Source organism: Pseudomonas sp. AIG (genome assembly GCF_977020205.1).
Map to the genome: position 1 here is coordinate 16,439 of NZ_CDROCK010000057.1, position 19,852 is coordinate 36,290.

Annotated in this window: 16 protein-coding genes; 12 read left to right on the top strand and 4 right to left on the bottom strand. The window is 59.7% G+C overall.

All coding sequences use genetic code 11. The features are described 5' to 3' along the window. Positions 1–278 precede the first annotated feature (278 nt). The 5 genes from pdxR to ACWR1S_RS25925 all read left to right on the top strand — a co-directional run bounded on the left by pdxR (position 279) and on the right by ACWR1S_RS25925 (position 4,433). Positions 279–1,712 (top strand): MocR-like pyridoxine biosynthesis transcription factor PdxR, encoded by a 1,434-nt coding sequence (pdxR, locus tag ACWR1S_RS25905; protein WP_454565470.1) that lies wholly within the window; start codon positions 279–281, stop codon positions 1,710–1,712. Positions 1,713–1,835: 123 nt separating this feature from the next. Further along, entirely contained in the window at positions 1,836–2,129 is a 294-nt protein-coding gene (locus tag ACWR1S_RS25910) for a putative quinol monooxygenase (RefSeq protein ID WP_454565471.1), read from the top strand. Between the two features lie 191 nt (positions 2,130–2,320). After that, positions 2,321–2,725: a cupin domain-containing protein gene (locus ACWR1S_RS25915; protein ID WP_454565472.1), complete on the top strand. Its 405-nt coding sequence runs from the start codon at positions 2,321–2,323 to the stop codon at positions 2,723–2,725. 228 nt (positions 2,726–2,953) lie between these two features. Then, complete coding sequence (locus tag ACWR1S_RS25920; RefSeq protein ID WP_454565473.1) at positions 2,954–3,667, top strand: ATPase; 714 nt, start codon at positions 2,954–2,956, stop codon at positions 3,665–3,667. 361 nt (positions 3,668–4,028) lie between these two features. Beyond that, complete coding sequence (locus ACWR1S_RS25925; protein ID WP_454565474.1) at positions 4,029–4,433, top strand: hypothetical protein; 405 nt, start codon at positions 4,029–4,031, stop codon at positions 4,431–4,433. 84 nt (positions 4,434–4,517) lie between these two features. Here the strand turns inward: ACWR1S_RS25925 and ACWR1S_RS25930 are convergent, their stop codons facing one another. Both ACWR1S_RS25930 and ACWR1S_RS25935 read right to left on the bottom strand, forming a co-directional pair. Further along, positions 4,518–9,413: an NAD-glutamate dehydrogenase gene (locus ACWR1S_RS25930; RefSeq protein WP_454565475.1), complete on the bottom strand. Its 4,896-nt coding sequence runs from the start codon at positions 9,411–9,413 to the stop codon at positions 4,518–4,520. Between the two features lie 480 nt (positions 9,414–9,893). Next, positions 9,894–11,300 carry a hypothetical protein gene (locus ACWR1S_RS25935; protein WP_454565476.1) on the bottom strand — a complete coding sequence of 469 codons (1,407 nt, stop codon included), beginning with the start codon at positions 11,298–11,300 and terminating at the stop codon, positions 9,894–9,896. Positions 11,301–11,585: 285 nt separating this feature from the next. Between ACWR1S_RS25935 and ACWR1S_RS25940 the strand changes: the two genes are divergently transcribed. The 7 genes from ACWR1S_RS25940 to ACWR1S_RS25970 all read left to right on the top strand — a co-directional run bounded on the left by ACWR1S_RS25940 (position 11,586) and on the right by ACWR1S_RS25970 (position 19,054). Then, positions 11,586–11,939: a hypothetical protein gene (locus ACWR1S_RS25940; RefSeq protein ID WP_454565477.1), complete on the top strand. Its 354-nt coding sequence runs from the start codon at positions 11,586–11,588 to the stop codon at positions 11,937–11,939. 272 nt (positions 11,940–12,211) lie between these two features. Then, entirely contained in the window at positions 12,212–13,171 is a 960-nt protein-coding gene (locus ACWR1S_RS25945) for an AAA family ATPase (RefSeq protein ID WP_007913915.1), read from the top strand. 5 nt (positions 13,172–13,176) lie between these two features. Beyond that, complete coding sequence (locus ACWR1S_RS25950) at positions 13,177–14,121, top strand: DUF58 domain-containing protein (protein ID WP_242206039.1); 945 nt, start codon at positions 13,177–13,179, stop codon at positions 14,119–14,121. Next, the gene (locus tag ACWR1S_RS25955) at positions 14,118–14,615 is read left to right on the top strand and encodes a DUF4381 domain-containing protein (protein ID WP_064119837.1); all 498 of its coding nucleotides are present in this window, start codon (positions 14,118–14,120) and stop codon (positions 14,613–14,615) included. Before ACWR1S_RS25950 ends, ACWR1S_RS25955 begins: the two co-directional genes overlap by 4 nt. Beyond that, the gene (locus tag ACWR1S_RS25960) at positions 14,608–15,687 is read left to right on the top strand and encodes a vWA domain-containing protein (protein WP_454565478.1); all 1,080 of its coding nucleotides are present in this window, start codon (positions 14,608–14,610) and stop codon (positions 15,685–15,687) included. The genes ACWR1S_RS25955 and ACWR1S_RS25960 overlap by 8 nt, the downstream gene beginning before the upstream one ends. After that, on the top strand, positions 15,684–17,420 hold the full coding sequence (locus ACWR1S_RS25965; RefSeq protein ID WP_454565479.1) for a tetratricopeptide repeat protein: 1,737 nt from the start codon (positions 15,684–15,686) through the stop codon (positions 17,418–17,420). The genes ACWR1S_RS25960 and ACWR1S_RS25965 overlap by 4 nt, the downstream gene beginning before the upstream one ends. After that, on the top strand, positions 17,417–19,054 hold the full coding sequence (locus ACWR1S_RS25970) for a BatD family protein (protein ID WP_454565480.1): 1,638 nt from the start codon (positions 17,417–17,419) through the stop codon (positions 19,052–19,054). The genes ACWR1S_RS25965 and ACWR1S_RS25970 overlap by 4 nt, the downstream gene beginning before the upstream one ends. A gap of 118 nt (positions 19,055–19,172) precedes the next feature. Here ACWR1S_RS25970 and ACWR1S_RS25975 read toward each other — a convergent pair whose 3' ends face one another. Next, entirely contained in the window at positions 19,173–19,628 is a 456-nt protein-coding gene (locus ACWR1S_RS25975; RefSeq protein WP_454565481.1) for a hypothetical protein, read from the bottom strand. A 3-nt stretch (positions 19,629–19,631) separates the two neighbouring features. After that, positions 19,632–19,808 carry a toxin C-terminal domain-containing protein gene (locus ACWR1S_RS25980; protein ID WP_454565483.1) on the bottom strand — a complete coding sequence of 59 codons (177 nt, stop codon included), beginning with the start codon at positions 19,806–19,808 and terminating at the stop codon, positions 19,632–19,634. Positions 19,809–19,852: the final 44 nt, after the last annotated feature.

A 19,852-nucleotide genomic window follows, 5' to 3' on the forward strand; every position in this document is an offset into this window, starting at 1 on the left:
CGTAAACGCCGACAGCGATGCATTACAGCCCCAATTGCACGGAAAACCGCTACACCAATCACCATGAGCCGAGCACAAATCCCTGTAGGAGTGAGCCTGCTCGCGATAGCGGTGTGTCAGGCAACATTGATGTCGGATGTGCCACCGTCATCGCGAGCAGGCTCACTCCTACAGGGGATCTAGGCCAATTTCGGGTTTTTCGGGTAGGCAACTATTGTGGATCCCGCAACAGCGGTAATCTGGCGGGCACGCCAAACAGCCCCAGGAGCCTCGTCGGTATGGAACTTCATGTCGTGATCAACGGCCGCAAGGATCTTGCCGGTCAGTTGTATCAGCAGTTGCGCGGCGCCATCGAATCCGGGCGCCTGGCCGCTGGCACGCAATTGCCGCCCAGCCGTCTGCTCGCCGAGCAACTGGGCATCTCGCGCAAGACCATTTCCGACACCTACGCTCAGCTGACTTACGAAAACTTCCTCACCGGGGTCATCGGCAAAGGCACCTACGTCAACGCGCGCCCGGCGCAGGTCCAGCGCAAGCAAAGCCACACCGAACTGGCCGGCGCCGAGGTGATCGAGAGTTGGCGCAATCTGCCGGTGTTTCTGCGTCACCCGACGCTGGAAGGTTCGTTGCGCTACGACTTCATCGGTGGCGCCACCAGCAAGGGCCAGTTCCCGCAGGATGACTGGCGCCGCTGCGTGTCTCACGCGATGCGGCAGATGGCGCAGTCCAAGGGTTTCTACAGCCTGCCCGAAGGCTTGCCGGCGCTGCGCAATGCGATCGCCCGGCACATCGCGTTTTCCCGTGGGGTGAATTGTCAGGACGAAGACATCGTCGTGTGCAACGGCGCGCAACAGGCGCTGGATTTGATCACGCGCGTGCTGATCAGCCCCGGCAGTCTGGTGGCGATGGAAGATCCCGGTTATCCGCCGGCACGCCTGTTGTTCGGCACCCATGGCGCCGAGGTGGTCGGCGTGCCGGTGGATGCTGAAGGGATTGTCGTCGAGCAAATTCCCGACGGCACGCGGCTGATTTATGTAACGCCATCGCACCAGTTCCCGCTGGGCATGCCGATGAGCCACGCGCGCCGCGAAGCCCTGCTGACCCGCGCCCATGAGCTGGGCGCGATCATCATCGAGGACGACTATGACAGTGAGTTTCGCTACGAAGGTCGGCCCACCGATTCGCTGTTCAACCTCGACCAGCGCGGCATCGTTGCTTACGTCGGCACCTTCTCCAAGACCCTGCTGCCGGAGTTGCGACTGGGCTATGCGATCCTGCCGCCGGCGATTCTTGAAGCGGTGATCCGTGCCAAGCAACTGACCGATCTGCACGCCTCGACCCTGCCGCAATGGGCGTTGGCCAAGTTCATCGCCGAGGGTTGCCTGCTCAAGCATATTCGCCGCTGCCACACCATTTATGCGCAGCGCCGCGAGCGCATTCTGGCGCGCATGGCGGATGACTTGTCGCCGTGGCTTGAGGCGGTGCCGCCGAGTGCCGGGTTCCACATGGCAGTGTTCTGCAAGGTGCCGATCGACCTGCCGCTGGTGATCGAACTGGCGAAAAAAGTCGAAGTCGGTTTGTACTCGATCAACGGTTTCTATTATCAGCAGCCGGCGAAAAACGGCCTGTATTTCGGCTTCGGCGCTATCGAAACCCTCGACATCGATATCGCCCTCGATCGCCTGCGCGACATTCTCCAGCAGGTCGCCTGAGTCATTGGCCTGAAGATTTAACCGCCGATTGGTTATTGGTGTTCAGGGGGTGCAGGCCTATTCTGCACAGGCGTTATCCCTCAATGAGCAGGATTCGTCCGGCCTGATTCAGGAGTGTGAGCAATGTCCAACGAAGTGATCAATACGGTCCAGGTGCAGGCTGCCGCCGGCCGCTCGGATGAACTGGGCCGGCAACTGCAGAAGATCGTCGACACCCTGCGCGAAACGCCGGGCTGCGATTCCTACCTGGTCGACCGCTGCCCCGAGGACAGCCACCGCTGGACGGTCAGTGCCCGCTGGCAGTCGGAAGCGGCGATGCAGGCACATTTCACCCGGCCCGAGGCGCAGGGGTTTATTGACTTGATCGATAGTCGGTTGGCCAATAGTGTGGATTTCAACAGCTTTCCTATTGTTTAAAAGCAAGATCAAAAGATCGCAGCCTTCGGCAGCTCCTACAGAGATCGGTGTAGGAGCTGCCGAAGGCTGCGATCTTTTGATTTTGGGGATACTTGAATTGGTCACCTGGTCTTCTCGAATATTGGCCGTTTGAATGCCCTGCCCTGCGGACTACTGTGATCAGCAGCCCCAACCCTCACAGGTAATCCGCCATGAAAGCCCTGCACATCTTCTCCGCCGCCCTCGCCCTGAGCCTTTGCACCCCGGCCGCTTTCGCCCACGACCCGTCCGAAAAAGTCACCGTCCTGCAAGACCAGATGCTGAAAAACGCTCCCGGCAAAAAAGCCATGATGATTGAGGTCGACTACAAGCCCGGCCAGTCTTCCATTGCCCACAAACACGATGGCACCGCGATGGCCTACGTGCTCGAAGGCGAAGTCATCTCCCAGGTCAAAGGCGAACAGGCGATTACCTACAAGAAGGGCCAATTCTGGTACGAACCTGCTGGCTCCGAACATCTTGTCTCGAAAAACGCCAGCAAAACCAAACCGGCCAGGTTGCTGGTGTTCATGGTGCTGGCCCCGGATGAACAAGTGTTGATCCCGCTGAAAAACTGATGGATGTTTAATCAGCCATAAATAAAAAGGCGCAAATCGTTGATTTGGGCCTTTTTATTTCCCGGCGCAATTAACCGTCTCGGGTTACAGCAAATAAAACTATTCAACGCCAAACAAGACAGCAAATTGTCAGCTTACTTACAGCTTGGCGGGTTTAGTCTGAATTTACGGTCGTCAATGACGCCCCCTCAAACTTTCCGACTGATGTTGTTTCACGGGAGAAACACCATGAAACTTGCCTTTGCCAGTACCTTGGCGATATCGGTTTTAGCCTTGTCCGCCTGTTCAGTACCGACCGCGCCGAAAGCGGTTTCATCCCTCGACACGCTCTTCACGCAACCGGTAGGTCGCAGTAGCGCCGCCCAAGTGAAAAGCGGTCCCGGCGTATCGCTCGGCGTGGTCTACAGCCCGAGCACCCAGACCAACCGCGAATACCTGCGCGACTACCAGGCCAACGCCGGCACCGGTTTCGGCCAGAGCCTGCTCGTGCAGCCGATCCATGACGCCTATGTTGCCAGCTCGAAACCGGACATGGCGGTGAATTGGGTCAACGCGTCCCTGCAACGTCAGTTCGGCTCGGTGACGGTGTATCCGGACATGCAAAGCTTGCGTGCGGCCGGACCAGATGTGGTGGCGATCGTCGACACCCACAGCCAGTTGATCACCTCGCGCAGTTCCGACATCAAGGCCGATGTCAGTGCCGATTTTTATGATGCGCGGTTGAACTATATCGGTACGGCGCAAGGTTCGGAGGCGCGAGAACTGGCGCCAGTGTGGGCGGACTTCAAACGGTCGGAGGAGATTGTCGCGGATATTAATCAGCAGCAGGATGTGCAAGTTCGGGCACTGCAGAAGTTTGACCAATCGCTCAACAATTTAGTCGCGCGGCCGGCGGACAACGTGTCGATGCTTGATAACAAACAGGGTCAGAAGTTGTATTGATATAAAGGGCGTCATCGCGAGCAGGCTGAGGCCTACAGGAGGTACACGTTTCAAGCCTGCTCGCGATGGCGCCGCCACATGCCCCCCCCACTCGACATATCCCCACATGCAATCCTTTTGGACTTCATCAACACGCCCCATTAATGTTCATTGGCGAATGCAAATCAGGCATTCGAACTTATTCAACCATCGCCAAGGATCGGACGATAATATGAGCAACAACCAGGAAAAATCCTTCATTGCAAAAATAACCTGTAACAACGCGCAAATTACGTTCTTCGATAAACATCCTGCAACTGAAGAACTCCAGGGGTCGGGCAATCTACTGACTACAACCCACGCCTACTCCAGATTGCAATTCATGGCGCGATATCAAAACAACGGCGCCCCCATCCCCGATGTCGTGGCTTACTTCCGTTGCTACGGCGACTATTACAACATTCAGATTCGCAGCAGCCTGTATTTCGGCCATTTTTTCAGCAAGAACAACGACCGCATCCTCGGCGCATTCCCGCCAGCCGGTGGCAACACGACTTCATTCAATCTTCTGAACAACGAACGCAAAATCATTACCCTCGACAACTTGCAAGGCAATCAGGCAACTGTTTATCTGAAGGCTCAAAACGCCGGCATCATCAATAGACAATTGCGCGAAAACCCTCACGTTTACACTTATGGCGATGCGCCGGGCGAGTCGGTGACGTTCACGCTGGAGATTCTCGAGCGTAACGTCGATTACCCGACTTCTACCGTGCCGTACGCCTAAACGCGAACAGCGCCTTCAGTAATCAGCGAGCAATAAAAAGCCCCGGCATCTCACGACACCGGGGCTTTTTCATTCAGCCACTACTTACGCCAATTCAAGCTCGGCATTCGCAGCAACAGCAGGCACTACCGCTTGCCCGCTCAACGCCAGGTCCAGCAGCTCACGGTTGGCCACGGCATACATGGCGTAGTCCGTGCCGCTTGCCGCACGGATTTCCACCAGCATGGCGCGCCAGCGCGAGATCATGCTTTCGTGCTGTTCCATCCACAGCGCCAGGCGTGCTTCCACGTCTTGAGTGCCGTCGCCCTGTTGCAGGACGGAGATGGTGATCGCGCGTTGCTGCCAGTCGACATCGTCACGGAACGCTTCACGGGCCAGGGCTTGCCAGTTGTTTTCAACCGGCAGTGCGCTGATCTGTTGCAGGTACCAGGTGATGTCCAGCGCACTGCCCACGGCGAAGTAGGCCTTGGCCACTTCGGCAGGGTTCTGGCCAGTCACGTCGGAGGCTTCGATGATCGGCAGCAGCGTGTACAGGTGCGAGGTGCCCGCCACCATACGCGCCAGCAATTCCGGCACACCGGCTTCGACGTACGCCTGATAACGCGCCTGCCAGTTTTCACGGATTTCGCCGCTCAGCAGTTCGTCGAGTTTCAGGCCCAGCTCTTTCAGGTGCGGACCGAAATGCGCGACGTCACGGGCAGCGTTCTGCTCGTTGCGGCGGGCACGCAGGAACCAGCGCGTGGCACGGCGACCCAGACGCATCAGCTCGTCCATCAACTCCAGCTGCACATCAGCGCTGACTTGGTAGTCCAGCGCTTCGATCTGACGGAACCAGTGCGGGAGATGGAAGATGTCGCGCACGATCACGTAAGCGCCAGCGACGTTCGCCGGGCTCATGCCGGTCGACTCTTTGAGGCGTTGAACGAAGGTGATGCCCATGTGGTTGACCAGGTCGTTGGCGATCTGGGTGCTGACGATCTCGCGCTTCAGACGGTGACGACGCATGGCTTCGGAGAACTTGCTGACCAGAGTCGGCGGGAACGCCGTTTCCATGTCGCGGGTCAGGTATTCGTCGTCCGGCACCAAGGAGCCCAACAGCTGCTCTTTGAGGTCGATTTTGCTGTAGGAGATCAGTACCGACAGCTCAGGACGGGTCAGACCGTGGCCTTCAGCGATACGCTCGGCCAATTGCTCTTCGGTCGGCAGGAACTCGATGGCACGGTCCAGCTTGCCACGGCCTTCCAGATCGCCCATCAGACGCTTGTACTCAGCGATGCGCGCATAAGCGCGACGCGCCGCCAGGGACAGGGCCTGAGTCTGCTTGTAGTTGTTGCCCAGCACCAGATTGCCGACTTCGTCGGTCATGCTCGCCAGCAACTGGTTGCGTTGCTTGTCGGTCATGTCACCGGCCTGAACCACTTCGTTCAGCAGGATCTTGATGTTTACTTCGTGGTCGGAGCAGTCGACGCCACCGGCGTTGTCGATGAAGTCGGTGTTGGAACCGCCGCCATTCAGACCGAATTCCACACGACCCAGTTGGGTCATGCCGAGGTTACCGCCCTCGCCCACGACTTTGCAGCGCAGCTCGTTACCGTTCACGCGCAGTGCATCGTTGGCCTTGTCGCCGACATCGGCGTGGCTTTCGGTGCTGGCCTTGACGTAAGTACCGATACCGCCGTTCCACAGCAGATCCACTGGTGCCTTGAGCAAGGCGTTCAGCAGTTCGGTCGGGGTCAGTTTGTCAGCCTTGATGTCGAAGCGTTCCTGCATCTGCGGGGAGATTGCGATGCTCTTCGCGCTGCGCGAGAAGATACCGCCACCTTCGGACATGATGCTGGTGTCGTAGTCGGTCCAGGCCGAACGCGGCAGGTCGAACATGCGCTGACGCTCGACGAAGCTGGTCGCCGGGTTCGGATTTGGATCGATGAAGATGTGCAGGTGGTTGAAGGCAGCGACCAGTTGCAGCTTGTCGGACATCAACAGGCCGTTACCGAATACGTCACCGGCCATGTCGCCGACGCCGACAACAGTGATGCTGTCTTCTTGAACATTGATGCCGCGCTCGCGGAAGTGACGTTGTACGCCGACCCACGCGCCTTTGGCGGTGATGCCCATTTTCTTGTGGTCGTAACCGGCCGAACCACCCGACGCAAACGCGTCACCCAGCCAGAAGCCGTAGTCGATGGCGATGCCGTTGGCGATGTCGGAGAAGGTTGCAGTGCCCTTGTCCGCCGCGACCACCAGGTACGGGTCGTCATCGTCGTGGCGAACCACGTTCAATGGCGGTACCAGCGCGCCGTCTTTCAGGTTGTCGGTGATGTCCAACAGGCCGGAAATGAAGATGCGGTAGCAGGCGATGCCCTCGGCCGCGATCTCGTCACGGCTGCCGCCCAGTGGCAGACGACGCGGCAGGAAGCCGCCCTTCGCACCCACTGGCACGATGACCGAGTTCTTCACTTGCTGGGCTTTTACCAGACCGAGAACTTCGGTACGGAAGTCTTCTTCACGGTCAGACCAGCGCAGACCACCACGGGCGACGTTACCGAAGCGCAGGTGCACGCCTTCAACGCGTGGCGAGTAGACGAATATTTCGAACTTCGGCACTGGCTTCGGCAGTTCAGGGATCGCGTGCGGGTTGAACTTGAAGCTGAAGTACGACTTGTTCTGGCCGTTGGCGTCAGTCTGATAGAAGTTGGTCCGCAGCGTGGCTTTGATCAGGTCGAGGTAACGACGCAGGATGCGGTCTTCGTTGAGCACCTGAACGTCGTCCAGTGCGGTCAGAATCGCTTGTTCCAGACGCAGTTGCTTGTCTTCCAGATCGTCGTCGCTGAGTTTGCGCGCCAGATAGAAGCGGGTCTTGAACAACCGGGTCAGTTCGCGAGCGATGTCGGTGTGGTTGTTCAGGGTGCTGGCGATGTAACCCAGATCGAAGCCCAGACGAATCTGCTTCAGGTAACGCGCGTAAGCACGCAGCAGCGCCACGTCGCGCCATGGCAGGCCGGCGGTCAGTACCAGACGGTTGAACGCATCGTTTTCGGCGTCGCCGCGAACGATGTGGACGAAGGCATCCTGCAGGGTGTCGTTGAGTTGCTGGATGTCGAGATCCAGGCCTTCAGCGGCAGTGAACGCGAAGTCGTGAATCCAGAACTCGCGGCCATTGGTGTGACGCAGGCGGTACGGGAATTCACCCAGTACGCGCAGGCCGAGGTTTTCCAGAATCGGCAAGACGTCGGACAGCGCCAGCGGGGTGTCGGCGTGGTACAGCTTGCAATGCAGTTCGCGTTGGCCGGAGACCTGGCCGAGCGGCTGATAGAAGCTCATGACCAGCGGATTTTTTTCGTTGAGGCTCAGCAGGTGCTGCATGTCGACCACCGCCGAATGCGCAGCAAAACGCTCGCGGTAGCCGGCCGGGAAGCCTTTCGGGAAGTCGGCCAGCACGTTGGTGCCGTGGGCTTCGCCGAAGCTTTCGACGGTCAGTGCGGCGTAGTCGTCCTGCCAGCTGCGGCAGGCTTGGACGACTTCTTTTTCCAGCAACACCGGGTCGATGTCGAGACGGTTTTTCGGGTCGACACGCAGGATCAGCTGCACGCGCGCCAGAACAGACTCGGAGAAGAATGTCCAGAATTCGCAATCGGAAGCCTTCAGGCGCTCCATCAGCACTTGCTGGATCTTCTGGCGAACTTCGGTGGAATAGATGTCGCGCGGCACGTAGGCCAGGCAGTAGCAGAAACGACCGTACGGGTCTTTGCGCAGGAACACGCGGATCTTGTTGCGTTCCTGGATCTGCACGATCGACATCACGGTGGTGAACAGCTCGTCGACCGGGGTCTGGAACAGGTCATCACGCGGCAGTACTTCAAGCACCTGCGCCAGTTCCTTGCCCAGGTGAGCCTTGGACTGGAAGCCGGAGCGGGTTTCGATTTCTTCGACCTTGCGGCGGATGAACGGGATGACCCGCACGCTCTCGCCATACACCGAGGAGGTGTACAGGCCCATGAAGCGGTGTTCCTTGATGACTTTGCCGTCAGCGTCGATTTCACGGATCGACACGTAGTCCGGGTACGCCGGACGGTGCACGCGGCTCGGGTGCGCAGCCTTGGCGAACGACAGCAGGGTCGGTTCGCGCAGGTAGTTCACCGCATAGTCTTCGATGCGCAGGTCATCGTAGGTCAGGCCGGTGCGCAGCAGTTTGGTCAGGCCGAGGAAGGAGTTCTGGTCGTACTCGATATGGCCGCCATCGGCCTGATCGGTGACCACGAATTCTTCGTAGCCGAGGAAGGTGAAGTGGTTGCCCACCAGCCATTCCAGGAAGCTTTTGATTTCGTTCTTTTCGTCGGCATCGACGGCAAACGCGCTGTTGTCGAGCTGGGTGAGGATGTCCTGCACCTTGGCTTTCATCGGCTCGAAATCGGCGACCGCGACGCGGACTTCACCGAGCACCTGTTCCAGCTCTTTGCTCAGCACATTCAGTTCGGCCGCGTTGGCGCAGCGGTCGATTTCCAGGTACATCAGCGACTCGTGCAGCACGCCTTCGCCGGTGCTGCCTTTTGGCAGGATTTCCAGCAACTCGCCCTTGCTGCCACGACGTACGCTGAGCACGGTGGTTTGCAGGGTATGGATGCTGTAGCCGCGGCGGTTCAGCTCGGTACGGACCGAGTCGACCAGGAATGGCAGGTCATGGTGCAGGACTTCGACCGCTGTGTGGGTCGACTGCCAGCCATGACGCTCATAATCGGGGTTGTAGACGCGCACTTGCGGTTGCGCGTGATCGAAGCGCTCAAGCAGGCGCCACGCAGAGAGAGTACAGCCAGCGAGGTCGGAGAGGCGACGTTGAGTCAGCTCGTCCAGGGAAATGATGCCGAAGAATTGTTCAGCGAACAGCGCCACTTGTGGCAGTGCCTGTTCACTGATGTGCTGCGCCAGTGCCGCTTGCAGTTGGTGCTGGAAGTCGGCTTTGCTGGCTGCGGTGAAGAACGCCATCTGTGGTACTCCGCTTAAGCTTGTTATTGATGGAAAGCGTCGCGTGCAACACCCCTTTCGGGGCTTGTGTCGCCCTGTTCCTGATTCTCGGGCAGAGGAAACAGGGGGACAGGTGGGTGAAGCTGGACGGGACACTCAGGTCACATTCACCTTCCATAGAATGAGCATCTGCAAAAGCGACTGCCAGCGGTGCCGACAATGCCTTTACGGGTGCTCATCCGTTGCGCAGCTTAAAGGGTGCGACAATGTGTCTGCTTGCGGTGCTGCGACATATTCGGTCATTGGCACGTAAACGAGGGCTTTGGCATCGGTAAACACTAGCAGTCGTGGCGCAAAACGCCGGGTTGCACGCCCGTATTTACGGGACATCCGTCCCAGGTGCAGACCTTTTGCCTTTACATATCCAGAAACGAAAACGCCCAAGGCCGTTCTATCGACCTTGAGCGTGGCATCGGGTTCAGCGCCCGCGGTTGACGCGGATCAGTCGGGTAACTCTTCGTAAGCGCGAAATTTGCTCACGGTGGCGCAGTCGTAGCACTGCATTTGCAGGGTCAATTTATCCATGCTGGCGTCGATGTTGTTAGAGTCGCACTCGCGGCAGAACAGCTGCGGATGGTCGAACTGCGGCGCGGCGATCGGCGAGCCCGTGAGAAACCGAGGCACAAACTCGTCTCGCCAGAACAGCCCCGGCGACTTGGAAAAACCGGCACCGCTGTCCTTGAGCACGACGTCGTAAAGCAGGCGGGTCATGGCCGGCTGCGGCACGCGCGAATCGCGGTAGCTGTCCTTGCGCCAGTTCTCCGCCAAGGCCAGTTGCGCAGTGCTCTGCATGTTGCGCGGAATCGTGTTGGAGGCGTGGGTGCGGCCCTTGGAGTTGCCGGTAGCATAGAAGTGCGCGGCACTTTTCACCGCCACTCTGGCGAAGTAGTAGATCTGGCTGACCGAGAAATTCTGCAGCAAAGTGCCGATCACCGAGTCGGCGCGGGCTTCGGCGGTGAACGCCATACCGACCTGATTGGCCAGCAAGTGAACGTATTGAATCGATTCCTCCCGCGCGAGCCTGAAGATCAATGCGTACAACTCACGCTTCCATCCTGGCAGCACAGGCCCGGACAACTCTTCGTATAGCGCCAGATAGAGCGTATCGCGCGTGCAGCGCACGCCTTCGTCCAGCGCGACGTTGGCTCGCCAGAAAATGGTCGAATAAGTGCTGATGCTGAAATCGTCGGCCCGATTGAACGCCCGAATGTCCGATGCCGTATCGACCTGCAAGGCGCCCGCCTCGTGAAGACCTTTCACCAGTTCTTCACTGAAAGTGTCAGTGGACGTGAGCTTTTCCCCTCTGAGTTCAACATCAAGCGCGGCAATGCGTTCGCGTTCGCGTTCGCCTGCGCCTTGGCCGCCGTCATCCAGTAACGCCAGCAGAGCAAGTTTTTGCTGGAATCCAAGACTGGTAAAGGGCACCGGTGGGCTTGGCGTGCCGTAGCGCATGGCTAAATCACTGCGGTCACGTTCGGCCTGATCGGCGATTTGCTGTTTGCGCAGCCGGACGCAGGCATCACAACCACACACATTGCGTCGCGAGCCAAAACCGGCGGTGAAGTATCGATGCTCGCAATTCACACATTTGTAAGCGCTGCGCAGGGAAATCGGGGTACCGCGGGCGGGGCGGCGCATCCACATCGGCAAATCGCAATACGGGCATCTCAAGTCGGCGCTGACAATCGGCGGCAGTACTTTCAGCACACTGCGTACGGTGTCCGCGAGCTTGTACTCGGCGATCAAGTCAGCGGTTTTTTCGCCATTGAGGTAGCGCTGGTAAAGCGCTTCAACCTGTTCTTCGGACAGATGCCGGATTTCTTGCGCCCATTCGAAATACTGCTTCATCAAAAGAGATCCTTTTTTTCATGTTGTCCATCGCACTCCCTTGCGCTTGAGCAGTAAAATCTGACGGGAAAAATTCGCCAAAACAAGCGAAAACACGTCTAACTTGCGCCATCTATCGCCTTTTCCGGAGTCCTACGAGGCCGCTAGACAATTCGTACCCACCTTGAAGAAATGTCCTTAAGAGCATGCCTTGGCTCAAACGATGTGCAGCAGAATTTTCCTCAGGCTGGCAAAATCGGCTTTTTTGCGCACCGTCAGACGCGCCCGCCCAATCAGGAACTCCCCATGCAAATGACCACCGCCCTACTCATCGTCAACCCGTGCGATGACGAAGAAGACAACATGGCCATGCTCTGCTGCCACAGCGACAACGGCGATATGTTCCTGATGAGCCGCTATCCGGACGAGGATGAGCTGGAGATTACGCTGGATGGCGAGCCTTCGACCCTCGACGGTGTGAAAGTCACCCTGACCAAGACTCTGTTGAAGATCGAGATAGCGGCGGCGGATGCCGATGCGTTGAATGGGGATGATGTGCTGGAGATCAGCTTTAACCCGGATATGGTGGATATGGATGAGGTGGTCGAGACCCTGAAGAACATCCTTGATGGGACGGGTACGTTCATTAACGAAGTTTGATTGCGTCTGGGCTGGCCCCTTCGCGAGCAGGCTCGCGCCCACATTGTCGGATGTACGCCGCTCAAAATGTGGGAGCGAGCCTGCTCGCGAAGGGGCCCGAAAGAACACTGCCACTCTCCGGCACTACAAAAATCCAACAAATCCCCCAGTCATTTCCCGCACTTTGCGCAAAATGCCGTTAGTCGCCACCCCCCACGATGGATTAAAGTAACGCCCCCAGCCCCGGCGTTATCCGAACGCCTGTGGCCACCCCTTTCCAGGAACAGTCACCGATGGAACATCGTGAAGCGCTGCTGGCGCTGCGAACCTTTCTTTCAACGCAGATTCTCGGCCAGGAAAAACTCATCGAGCGTTTGCTCATCGCCCTGCTCGCGGACGGCCACATGCTGGTCGAGGGCGCGCCGGGTCTGGCCAAGACCAAAGCGATCAAAGAACTCGCCGAGGGCATCGAAGCCCAGTTCCATCGCATCCAGTTCACCCCCGACCTCCTGCCGGCCGACATCACCGGCACCGAGATCTATCGTCCGGAAACTGGCAGTTTCGTGTTTCAGCAAGGGCCGATCTTCCACAACCTGGTGCTGGCGGACGAAATCAACCGCGCCCCGGCCAAGGTGCAATCGGCGCTGCTCGAAGCCATGGCCGAGCGTCAGGTCAGTGTCGGCCGCAGCACTTATGAGCTATCGCCGCTGTTTCTGGTGATGGCCACGCAGAACCCGATCGAGCAGGAAGGCACGTATCCGCTGCCGGAAGCGCAGCTCGACCGTTTCCTGATGCACGTGAAAATCGGTTTCCCGGACGCTGCCGTCGAACGCCGCATCCTCCAGCAGGCCCGTGGCGAAGCGCTGAACGGTGAAACCAAACCCGAGCGCCGCGTCAGCCAGCAGGCGATCTTCGCCGCGCGCAAGGAAATCCTCGGTCTGTACATGGCTGACGCAGTGGAGGAATACCTCGTGCAACTGGTCATGGCCACGCGCAACCCGGCCAAGTTCGACCCGGAAATGGCCGAGTGGATCGCCTACGGCGCCAGTCCGCGCGGTTCGATTGCTCTGGACCGTTGTGCCCGCGCCCACGCCTGGCTGGCCGGTCGCGACTTCGTCAGTCCGGAAGACATTCAAGCGGTGCTGTTCGACGTGTTGCGCCACCGCATCATTTTGTCGTTTGAAGCCGAGGCCGCCGGCATCGATCAGGATAGGGTGGTGCAGCGGATTCTCGACGTCGTAGCCGTCGCTTGACCCCGATGAACGCCCCCCAGCCTTCCGAACCCGGTATTCGCGTCAGCCTCGCCGAGCTGATCGAGATGCGCCACCGCGTGCGCGAAGTGCAGCTGTTTTCCACGCCAAGTCAGCGCAGCCCGCTGATCGGCCTGCATCACTCGAAATTCCGTGGTCGCGGCGTCGACTTCGATCAGGTGCGGGTCTATCAGGCCGGCGACGACGTGCGCACCATCGACTGGCGCGTGACGGCGCGCACGCAAGAGCCGCACACCAAGCTGTTCCACGAAGAGCGCGAACGGCCGATTTTCATTATGGTCGAGCAAAGCACGCGGTTGTTTTTCGGCTCCGGGCTGATGTTCAAATCGGTGCTCGCGGCGCAAGTGGCGGCGCTGATCGGCTGGGCCGCGCTGGGTCATAACGACCGCGTTGGCGGGCTGGTGTTCGGCGACAACGAGCACTACGAAATCAAGCCACGGCGCAGCAAACAGAGCCTGCTGCAATTGCTCAACCGTCTGGTCAAGGTCAATCAGTCGCTGCACAGCGAGCGTGAGCCGGATCGTGATGCGTTTGGCGTGGCCTTGCGCCGTGCCCGCGAGGTGCTGCGGCCCGGCAGTCTGGTGATTGTCATCTGTGATGAGCGCGCGCTGTCCGACAGCGCCGAGCAGCAACTGAGCCTGCTCTCGCGCCATTGCGATCTGCTGATGCTGCCGCTGTCCGACCCTCTCGATCACGCCCTGCCCGCCGCCGGACTTTTGCGATTCGCCCAACGCGGCGCGCAACTGGAACTCGACACCTTGAATTTCGAGCTGCGCCAGACCTATCGCGCCCAGGCCGAAGCACGCATCGCCCGCTGGGAATTACTCGCGCAAAAGCTGCGGGTATTGCTGATGCCGCTGAGTACGCAAAGTGAAATGGTCGAGCAGATGCGCGAATTCCTCAATCCGCAGCGTCCGGGCAAAAGTCGATGAACGGCCTCGAACAACTGCAACCGCTGATCTCGCCGCCACCGATTGCCTTCTGGCCGCCGGCGCCGGGCTGGTGGCTGCTGCTTCTGTTGTTGCCGCTGCTAGGTTTCGCCGCGTGGAAGCTGCGCCGCTTCATTCCCATGAAGAAACGCCCGATCGTGCGCGCCGAACAGCCACTCGACCCGGTGCGCATTGCCGCCCTCGCTGAACTTGCACAAATGCCCAAACCCTACGACGGCGCCCCGGCCGGTGCTTGGCTGCAGCAACTCAACGGCCTGCTCAAACGCCTGTGCCGCAACCACTATCCCTACAGCCAGAGCCACACCCTCAACGGGCGCAAATGGCTGGCGTTTCTCGACAACCGTTGCCCGGCCGCCGGCCTGACGCGCTGGATGGTGCTGGTCGAAGGCGCTTACAAACCGGAATGCAAACTCGATGACAAAGCCATCGCCGGCCTGACCCAAGCGGTCGACACGTGGATTCGCAAACATGTTTGAGTTCGCCTGGCCGTGGATCTTTGTGCTGGTGCCACTGCCGTGGCTGATGCGCCTCGTATTGCCAGTGGCCGACAGCGGCGAACCGGCGCTGAAAGTCAGTTTCTTGTCCGACCTCGAAGGCCTCGCCCGCCGTCGCGCTCGCGCCAATCTCCCCGCATGGCGCCAACAAGCACCGTTCATGCTGTTGTGGCTGTTGCTGCTGACCGCCGCCGCTCGTCCGCAATGGCTCGGCGAGCCGCTGCCGATTGCTGCTAGCGGCCGCGATCTGCTGGTGGCGGTGGACGTGTCCGGCTCGATGGACTTCCCCGATATGCAGTGGCAGGACGAAGAGGTCAGTCGCCTGACGCTGGTGCAGCATCTGCTCGGCGATTTCCTTGAAAGTCGCGATGGCGACCGGGTCGGCTTGATCCTGTTTGGCAGCCAGGCCTATCTGCAAGCGCCGCTGACCTTTGATCGCCACACCGTGCGCGTCTGGCTCGACGAAGCGCGCATCGGCATTGCCGGCAAGAACACTGCGATCGGCGACGCCATCGGTCTGGCGCTGAAACGCCTGCGCATGCGCCCGGCGCAAAGTCGCGTGCTGATTCTGGTGACTGACGGTGCTAACAATGGCGGCGAAATCGACCCGCTGACAGCAGCAAAACTGGCCGCCAGCGAAGGCGTGAAGATCTACCCGATCGGCATCGGCGCCAATCCCGAGGACAGCGGCTCAACCGGCCTGCTTGGCGTCAATCCGAGCCTGGACCTCGACGAACCGGCACTCAAAGCCATCGCCGAAGTTACCGGCGGGCAATATTTCCGAGCCCACGACGGCAAAGAACTGCAAGCGATCAAAGACACCCTCGATCAACTCGAACCGGTGATCCAGCAACCGACCCAGGCCCGCCCGGCCCAAGCCTTGTATCACTGGCCTTTGGCGCTAGCGCTGTGGTTGAGCCTGTTGCTGGTCGCCCGGGAACTGTGGCCGGACAACCCGTTGCAACGCCTGTTCACCAAAGAGCTGTACCTGCAAAGTCCGCTGCCTGACTGGCGCGAGCGTCTCAAGCGCCTGCGTCTGCGGAGGCGCCGATGATCGCGCTCTGGCCGCACTGGTTCCGTCCTTGGTGGCTACTGCTGTTGCCGCTGCTGGGCTGGCTGATCTGGCAACTCTGGCACCGGCAGAAACGCGCCGGGCGCTGGCAGATGATTTTGCCACCAGCGTTTCATGCCACGCTGCTCAGTGGCGGCAATGGTCGCGACAGCAAACTGCCATGGGTCGCCCTCGGCGTGGCTTGGTTGCTGACCATTCTGGCCCTGCTCGGACCGAGCTGGGAGCGCGTCGAACAGACCAGTCAGAAGCCAGCCGATCCCTTGGTCGTGCTGTTGGAGTTGACCCCGGAAATGCTCGCCACCGATTCGCCGCCGACGCGACTGGAGCAGGCGCGTCGCAAGCTCTTCGACCTGTTGCAGGCGCGCAGCGATGCGCAGACTGCCATCGTCGTCTATGCCGGCAGCGCGCACACGCTGGTGCCGCTGTCGGATGACCTCGCGACGAGTCGCAATTTGCTCGATGCACTCAAGCCTTCGTTGATGCCGGAAAGCGGTCATCGCGCCGATCTGGCCGTGAGTAAAGCGCTGGCCCTGCTGAAACAGGGTGCGCTCGGTCAGGGGCGGATTCTGTTGATCGGCTCGTCGCTCGATGAAGAAGAACGTCAAGGCATTCGTCGCGCACTCAACGGGCAATCGACGCAACTGTTGATGCTCGGCATCGGCACCGCTGAAGGCGCACCAATCGCTCAGGAGGACGGCAGTTTCCTCAAGGACGAACAAGGCGCGATTCGCGTGCCGCAACTCGACAGCCCGGGCCTCGCGGCTTTCCTCAACAGCGTCGGTGGCGAATACCACCCTGCTCGCCTCGACGAAGCGGATCTTGGCGCGCTCGGCCTGCTCAACGGACCTCGCAGCCTGCGCGACGATGGCCAGACCGTACGCCTCGATACCTGGGCCGATCAGGGTTACTGGCTGCTGTTGCCGCTGTTGCTGCTCGCCGCCTGCGCCGGGCGGCGTGGCTGGTTGTTCTGCCTGCCGTTGTTGTTTTGCTTGCCGCAGCCCAGCTACGCTTTTGACTTTGAGGATTTGTGGCTGCGCCCCGACCAACAGGGCCTGCATTTGCTCAAGCAAAAGCGCCCGGTCGAAGCCGCCCAACATTTCGAAAATCATCAGTGGCAAGGGGTGGCGTTGTACGAGGCCGGCGACTACAGTGGCGCCGCCCAGCGCTTCGCCGAAGGCAGCGATGCCCGCGCCCACTACAATCGTGGCAACGCCTTGGCGAAAAGTGGTGAGCTGGAAGCGGCAATCGACGCCTATGAACAGGCACTGGAACTGCAACCGGATTTGCGTCCGGCGCAGACCAACAAGGCGCTGGTGGAAAACCTGCTCAAGCAGAAAAACACACCACCGCCCGCCGAACCGGAAAACAAACCGAACGAACAGAGCCTGCCCGGCGACGAACCACCGCCAGCGACCACACCGCCACCGGCGGTAAAAAGTGAAACCCAGAGCGAAGCGCAACCGAGCGAATCGGCCAGCGAACCGCCACCGACCACGCCGCCGCAGCCAGGCCCCAACGAAGTGCCGGGCAGCGCCGAGGAAGAACAAACGGACACCGTGCCGACGCTGCGCCCGAGTGAAGACAACCTCCAAGGCGAGCAACGTCAGGCACTGGAACAATGGCTGGGCAAGATCCCGGATGATCCGGGCGAACTGCTGCGACGCAAATTCTGGTACGAACAGCAACAACATCAGGATCAGGAAAACACTCGATGACCCGCTTCACCGCTCTCTTGCTGCCCCTGCTGCTCTGCACGGCCACCGCCCACGCGGCCGAGCTGACCGCCAGCGTGGATCGCAGTCGCCTGAACTCCGGCGAGACGGTCGAGCTCACCCTCGAGACCAGCGACGTCACCCAGTTCGGCAAACCCGACCTGACCGCGCTGGAAGCGTTGTTCGAAGTGCGCGGCACGCGGCAGGTCAACCAGCTCAACACCCTCAATGGCGACAACAGCGCGACCACGCGCTGGATCATCACCCTGCTGCCCAAAGAGAACGGCAGCGTGGTGATCCCGCCGCTGCAACTGGGCGACGCGCAGAGCCAGCCGATCACCGTGCAAGTGGTCGAAAGCGATACCCGCGAGAACCAGAACAGCCTTGATCCGGTGTTCATCGAGGCCAGCCTCGATCAGTCCAGCGTGTATGTGCAGGCACAGGCAATTCTGACCCTGCGTATCTACCATTCGGTGTCGCTGTACGACGACAGCAGCCTGACCCCGCTGCAAATCGCCGATGCGCGCATCGAGCAACTCGGCGACACGCGCACCTACGAAAAAGACCTCAACGGTGTGCGCCATGGCGTGATCGAAATGCGCTACGCGATCTACCCGCAACACAGCGGTTTGCTGACCATCGCGCCGCAGACCTTCAGCGCCACACTGGTCGACACGCAGCCGTCTCAGGACGCCAATGCGCAGGGGCCGAAACCGGGCAAGCTGATGCGCGTCAGTTCTTCTGAAATCCCCCTGACCGTCAAACCCAAACCCCTGACCTATCCGGTCGATGCGCCATGGCTACCCGCGCGTAGCCTGAGCCTGAGCGAAAGCTGGAACCCGGAACCGGAACACACGCAGGTCGGCGATTCGATGACGCGCAGCCTGACCCTGAAAGTCGAAGGCCTCGCCAGCTCGCAACTGCCAGCGCTGCCCGCCACCGACGTCAACGGCCTGCGCCGCTACCCCGATCAACCGGTGCTGAGCAACCAGAGCACCGACCGCGGCATTGTCGGCAGCCGCGAAGAACGCGAAGCGCTGGTGCCGAGCCGTAGCGGCGCCATCGAATTGCCGACCGTGGACGTGGTCTGGTGGAACACCTTCGAAGACCACCTGGAACACAGCAGCCTGCCCGCGCGCACGCTGCAAGTGGCCAACAACCCAAGCCTGCAAGTCGACACCCCGACCGGCAACCTGCAGCCGAGCATCGTCGATAACGATGTGTTGTGGTGGTGGAAACTCAGCACCCTGATCCTCGCCTGCACCACCCTCCTCGGCTTCGGCCTGTGGTGGCGCGCACGCTGGCAACCGGCAGTGCATCGCGCCGCCCAAACCGGCCCGAGCCCGCGCACCTTGATGGATGACATCAAACGGGCGAGTCAGGCGAATGACCCGCAAGCAACGCGGCAGGCACTGGATGCGTGGGCGCGTCAGCAGCCGGAGACACTGGCGGACATGGCGGCGCGGTTTGTGCCGTTGTCAGATGCGCTGGATGGGTTGAATGGTGCGCTGTACAGCGAGACGGGGCAGCATTGGCAGGGTGAGGATTTGTGGCGGGCGATCCGCACGATTCCCGCGGCGGAACGGGTGCAGGATCCGGTGGGTGACAGCGGGTTGCCGCCGCTTTATCCGAAGTAAAAGCAAAAGATCGCAGCCTTCGGCAGCTCCTACAAAGTGGGTACGTATCCCCTGTAGGAGCTGCCGAAGGCTGCGATCTTTTGATTTTGATTGAGGTAGGGCGGTAGGCGGCACGCACTCAAGCATCGACTTCCATTTTCAATTTTTCTTTGAAACTGAGCACTTCCGAAAGAGGTACGACCCATTCGGAAATCTTGTCGCCATCTTCGTTAACCACCTCGCGCTCACCGACGTAAGTATTGACATCGTCCCCATTAAACCCGGGAACAACGTCGTCTAGAAAAACCACACTATTCTGAATGTGAACAGACTCTCCAACAAAATACAAAACCCAAACCATCAGGAAATTTGCCAACTCTGGATCAAGCATTGAAGTGACCAATACAGAGTGCTGTCTCCTTTCAAGACCACGGCAAAGCGATGAGTACCAACTGCTCAAGTATTCCTGCCTGCCCCAAAAGGAGATCGGAGCAAAGAAGCTTTCCTCTTCGTCACCCAGTCGGATCAAGCCACGTAGAGCTTGGACTCCAAAGTGCTCGGAAGGCTCTTTCTCCAGCAAGATTTCAAAGCTCATTATTTAATCCTTCACCCAGTTCAAATCTTTATCGTATGTACCGACACGTCTACCCTTTTTATCAAACACTTTCCATCCACCCGTTACGTTATGCCCATCCACGTCTGGCGTTATGTATTTTTTTCCATCAAAAAATACCGGTTGCCCATGAGAGTCGAATGGAGCTTTTTGGGGAGGAATGCGTCGATCGAATCCTAAACGCGCAGCAGCCTCCTTGAATTCGG